The organism is Mycobacterium simiae (genome assembly GCF_008370645.1).
In the GTDB taxonomy this organism is placed as follows: domain Bacteria; phylum Actinomycetota; class Actinomycetes; order Mycobacteriales; family Mycobacteriaceae; genus Mycobacterium; species Mycobacterium simiae_A.
This window is the reverse complement of the sequence record NZ_VTZN01000477.1, coordinates 1-640: the sequence shown is the minus strand read 5'-3', so window position 1 is coordinate 640 and position 640 is coordinate 1. Positions and strand designations below refer to the sequence as shown.

Here is a 640-nt window from a genome sequence, read left to right as displayed (position 1 = left end):
CACGACCAGCCGGGCGCCATGCAGTAACGCACCCCAGATCTCCCACACCGAAATGTCGAAACCGTAGGAGTGGCATTGGATCGCAGTCTGTCCGGCTACCGGGGTGAACAGGTCCGGCGAGGCAAGCAGCGCCGTGATGTTGCGATGGCTAATCGCCACACCTTTCGGCGTCCCAGTGGTACCCGAGGTATAGATCAGGTAGGCGATGTCCTCAGGCAACGGCGGCGCGACAACCAATCGAGCAGCCCCGCCGCCGGGGTGGTGCGCGTCAGCGACATCGACAACCGCCAAGTCATATGCAGCCAACCGCGAGCGCAGCCCAACAGTCGTCAGCGCCAGCACCGGAGCAGCATCAGCAACCATGAACCCGATGCGGGCATCCGGCAACGCCGGGTCGATCGCCAAATACGCCGCCCCCGACTTAAGGACCGCCAAAATCGCGATCACCGCATCAGCCGAACGCTCACACAACAACGCCACCACATCACCGCGACCAACCCCACAGCCAGCCAACACCCGCGCCAGCCGAACAGCAGCCGCCTCCACCTCGCCATAGCTCAACGTAACGCCATCAAACGTCAGCGCCGGCGCCCCCGGCCCGCGCGCTACCTGCGCGGCAAACAACTCCGGCACAGTCGAC

Annotated in this window: 1 protein-coding gene; it reads right to left on the bottom strand. The window is 64.7% G+C overall.

Translation table 11 applies throughout. From position 1 onward, the window contains the following. The coding region (locus F0Q45_RS26510) for an AMP-binding protein (RefSeq protein WP_149656652.1) at nt 1-640 on the bottom strand (640 nt) is incomplete at both ends.